Genomic DNA, 4758 nt, shown 5'->3' on the forward strand with positions numbered 1-4758 from the left:
CTGTATAAAGCGAAGTTACATCGCCTTTATCGATCTCCTTCATTTTTCCCAATTTTTTGGTGAGATCTTTTATTTTCTGTAAAGTTCCGCTGTTGTAAATACCGTTCTTATTTTCGACAGCAATGATGATCCCGTCTTTAATATTGAATATTTCTTCCGCTTTATCGCTGTAAACAAAAGCAGGATGATTTTGCGGCATATACTTATCGAGATCGGTTTCCATCCTGCTGTTCTTCTTCATTGTTACGAAAAATACAGCCGAAATCACCAGAATAATTAGCAGCGCTATTTTGGGATATTTCAGAATTTTACTTAACAGTTTTTGCATTTTTTCTCTCCTTCAACTTCCGAGAGTGCAAAACACCTCTGAAAGTTGTAATTTATTTTATCGGAATTTGGAACAAGCCTTCAAGGTTTGCCAAACCTTTAAGGTTTTAAATCAGAAGTTATGTTCTCTACCGGTTCAGAACATTCGGATGTCTTTCGACAATCAGAAGTTCTTTGTAGTTAGTATTTACTAACATTTGTTGGCAAAAAAATTTATCCTTCTTTCATTAATTTCTTTATATCTTCACAAAGTTGTCTGCCTTCATTCTCCAGATCAAAGATCATTCCGGACATACTCCATTGAGTTACCAGGAATCGCATCGAACCGATAAGCATTCTCGATAAACTGATAGAACTAACATCATCTCGAATTTCATTTTTTCTTTGACCGGTAATTATAATATCTTCCAACATTCGTCTCGAATTGTTCATCATTTTATTGAGCGAGGTCATCAGAACTTCCTCGTTCCGGAAATTTGATTCGGAGAAGATCACTTTGGCAAAATCGTGATTGAGATTGAATATCCTGAAATGTTCCAGCATAAATGCTTCGATCTTTTCAAGAGAATTTATTTTTGCTTTTTGCTTTTCAAAAGCAGGCTGCATCGATAATTGAAAAGAACCGATCATCGCTTTCAGAATATCCAACTTACTATCGAAATGACGATAAAGAGCCGGTTCGGAAACACCGATTTCTGCTGCAATATGCTTGATCGTCAGATACTGAATGCCGTGCTCTGCGATCAATTTGACCGCTACCTCGACGATCTGTTTCTGCCTTTCGGTCATCGTCATTTTCTCCTCCATAGTTAATGTTCACTAACCAAGATAATCAGAAAGGATATGATGTCAAATTTTATTTTATTTTTTACCGCGAAAGTTGCGAAAAACGCGAAAATGTTTAACCGCAAAGACGCAGAGACGCAAAGGACTTATTTTCTTTTTGTTCCAATTACTCGATTTAAATTTTCTTATCCGTTTAATCCGTTAGAATCCGTGAGCAAAAAAATTACTATAAGAATGGAATAACAATATTCTTTCTATTCTCTCCCTCTCTCATTCACAGCCGTAACATAATAAAATTTCATCATTTCGGAAGGTTGGATCGTCCAGCTCGTTCCATTCAAAATTCCATCATCTGTAACATCAATAAACACGCCATCTGGACTATCACAAGCATAAACTTTGTAGGATGTTGCTCCGTTTACTGCGGACCAGTTCAGTTCGATATTCGATTCATTCCAGGAAATGGTCAGGTCTGTGATTTTTGCCGGGAATCCACCGACTGCATAGATTTGAATATCATCGATATTCCAACCGCAATATTGCCAGCCGACATCGGTCGAACCCATTGTCCAACGCAGATAAACGGTTTCCTGATTGTCTGCAATATCCGAAATATCCAGGTCCATTTGAGTCCACGAATTGTCGGTAATTTCTTCCGTATTCTGCCAGACAGTTGTCCAGTTCGTTCCGTCATTACTGATCCGAACATAAGCATGATCATAAGCAGGTTGCTCGACTCCCAGCCAACGCCGGAATTTCAGATGAACATTATAAAGAGCGGAACAATCGATGGCATTGCTGGTCAGATGTTTTTCAGCAAGGTAGTTCGGATAATCTCCGTTCAAATTGTAGCCGTAAACATTGGTTCCGGTATGACCGCTGGTTGGATCAGGATTTCCATGTTGTCCGCCGTTTCCGGTTGGCTGACCGAATTCCCAATCCGGTTCGGTTGTCCAACCCTGATCGCTGTTCAGAAGCCATTCATACCTGACGGAAGATTCTCCCACGATTAAATTTACTTCGCGAGTAGTATCTCCAAGATGGTCGGTTAGATTGGAAAATTTGATAGTTGCAGAATGTGCTCCGTTTTCAAGGATATTCGCATTATTATTGATTTCAACTGTGATATTGGTTGTTTGAGCAGGTTGAATTGTTCCGGAAATATTTCCTGTAAATGTGATCCAATCTACATCAGGATTTTTGGTTATTTCATAAGAGATTGGATAATTGCATTTATTTTCCAAAGTATATATTTTGCTGTTTGGAGAGAACGGTCCTCCAAACATTCCTTCAGGTTGGAAATCATCTTCAGGAGTTACTTTCAGACCTGTTGTGGAGGAAAGTCCCTTCAAACAGAAATTAGCAGTTTCATCCCAACTCGGATCACTGAAATTATGATCGAAAAGATCATACCAATTTGAACCGACGCGATAATAACTTTCGCCTGCATTTGCTGAAGATTCAACGATAGTTCTGTAATTTGCTCCTAACAAAACCGGAACATCGGAAGTTCTATCAAAGGGAAATCCACCGTCAGAAAGAAAGAGGTAAATATAAAATTCATCTTCTTCGGTTAGCGTTACAGGTGTTTCCAAATCTATCGTATGAAAACCTGTATATGCGAGTGTTCCGCTTTCGGAAGAAAGTTGATCCAATAAAATTCCTCCTTCAAAACGATCGTAAATCCTGACGATATAGTTTACATTATCAGCAGCAGTAAAGAAATTTACAGCTTCCAATAGTTCATCGTCTTCGGCAGTAAATTTATTGAAGACCGCAGAAGCTTCCGTAAAAGTATCCCGCCATCCATGAAAATCGTGATAATAAACATTTTCGTAGGCAAATGGTTCGACATCCTGAAAAGAGATCGCTCCCATTTCAGGATGCTGACACGAATGTTTATCATAATAGGAAATCCAGAAATAACCGTTGTAACCCCAACTTGTTCCCCAACTATTCTTCACTAACCAGGCTCCGGGATTTGGAGCATCTGTTACGCGGTTATCATCCCAACCGATAATGGCAATTGCATGATTCGGGTCTAAAGTGCTGGTTGGCGGTTGATAATGCTCGTATTGTCCGTTGATGAATGATGGATCGTAACACATACAAGTTCCCAGCACACCTTCTTCCATGATCTTATTTTTGATGGTATTGATATTGCTCAAATCTGTTTCTGCAACGAACCACTCGATATTTCGGGGATAATAATAATGATAACTCGAACTTGTTCTATCCGGCGGAGTGCTGTATGATTGTCCATCGATATCACGAACTGCTCCCTCTACTCTCGATAAATATGCGGATGTAACGCGATAATCTCCACCTTGGTGAACTTCCAAACCACCACCTGTCGGAGGATCCGTATCATCATTGTTGTGTTGGTTGAAACCATTCCACCAATCGAGGTGATATTCAGCAAGATTAGGTTCTCCGTTTTCTCCGGCATTTGCCCAATTTTCTGTGATGAGCAGGTTTCCTTCCATCGCTGCCATTGCTCCATGTGTCCAGCAGGTTCCACCGGTTTGACTTTTTACTGATGTTACAAAATTTTCTCCGTCAACATCTCGGAGATCGAAAGTCGGGGGTGGATCTGCGGAAAGTAAAATTGATAATGAGATTACAAAGAACATAACTTGGTGAATTGATTGATTCAAACCTTCAAGGTTTGTCAAACCTTGAAGGTTTAAAAAAACATTGAAATTCCGATACAGTAAAATACAAATCTTTTTCATAATTCCTCCAGTTTATCCAAACTTGTCAAATTTTGGAAATTTGGCAAGTTTCGTATCACGGAATTCCATTCCGTTTAATTTTGAATCTCCGATTCAATCGTTTGATCATAGAGTCGGAGACTCTTTCTGTCAACGCTTCAGAGGAGCGTGATACATCTTTTTTGACCAGTAAAGCCCAAACAAAATAATGATAATTGCTCCGATAATACTTCCGAATAAAGCAGTTGGATAAGCAAGATACAATCCTTTCTTTAATATTCTGAAAAGATAAATAGTGCTCATTAATATTGGAATGGAAGAAAGAGCATATCGGGCATAATTCCGATAAATAAAAATCAATAAAAGAGTCATCAAAATTGTAGAAGCGAGCCAGTACAAAATAGCAGAGGCTGTGAAAATCTGCAAAAACCTGTTTCCTGTATAAATTAAAGAAATCAGGAAGAAAAAGAGAATTCCTAAAAATTTCTTTTTTGTCCAGTTTCCGGTTAGATTTCCGATCAAAGTGAAAACGAACATCACCAGCAAAGTGTAGACAATATAGTTGATCAATGGATTCAGTGCCGAATCCAACAGGGGAAGAGTTGTTTCCCAGGATAACATTGATGGTTTATATGGTTCCAGAGAAGGAGCGAATAAACCGATCACAACAGCAATTCCGATGATGATTCCGCTCCAGCCGAAAGCAGGAAGAATATCTTTGGAAGGAGTTGTTTTTACCTGCCATTTAGGGATCAAAGCAGCAATTACAGCCAGCCCAAATGATAAAAATATTGTTTTGATGAAAAATCCTAAGATAGTCGTGAATACCTGGTTACTAAAAGGTTCGCTCGTTGAAAACCAGGCAATTTTTGCCTGCCAGGAATTGATGAATAAAATTACCTGGATGATAATTAAAAAGAATAAGAAAAAC

3 protein-coding genes are annotated in these 4758 nt (G+C 38.7%); all 3 read right to left on the reverse strand.

The features are described from left to right. On the reverse strand, nucleotides 1-328 hold a 328-nt coding region (locus tag ENL20_11400), incomplete at its 3' end, for a hypothetical protein (protein ID HHE39158.1). Between the two features lie 212 nt (nucleotides 329-540). Further along, nucleotides 541-1134 (reverse strand): TetR/AcrR family transcriptional regulator, encoded by a 594-nt coding sequence (locus ENL20_11405; GenBank protein ID HHE39159.1) that lies wholly within the window; start codon nucleotides 1132-1134, stop codon nucleotides 541-543. 233 nt (nucleotides 1135-1367) lie between these two features. Then, a complete protein-coding gene (locus ENL20_11410; GenBank protein HHE39160.1) occupies nucleotides 1368-3848 on the reverse strand; it encodes a hypothetical protein in 2481 nt (826 codons plus the stop codon). Nucleotides 3849-4758 lie beyond the last annotated feature (910 nt).

Source organism: Candidatus Cloacimonadota bacterium (assembly GCA_011372345.1).
In the GTDB taxonomy this organism is placed as follows: Bacteria; Cloacimonadota; Cloacimonadia; order Cloacimonadales; family TCS61; genus DRTC01.

What these genes read in the sequence shown, in the direction of transcription:
- ENL20_11405 (HHE39159.1), bottom strand. Translation starts at nt 1,134, where the DNA reads ATGGAGGAGAAAATGACGATGACCGAAAGGCAGAAACAGATCGTCGAG.
- ENL20_11410 (HHE39160.1), bottom strand. Translation starts at nt 3,848, where the DNA reads ATGAAAAAGATTTGTATTTTACTGTATCGGAATTTCAATGTTTTTTTA.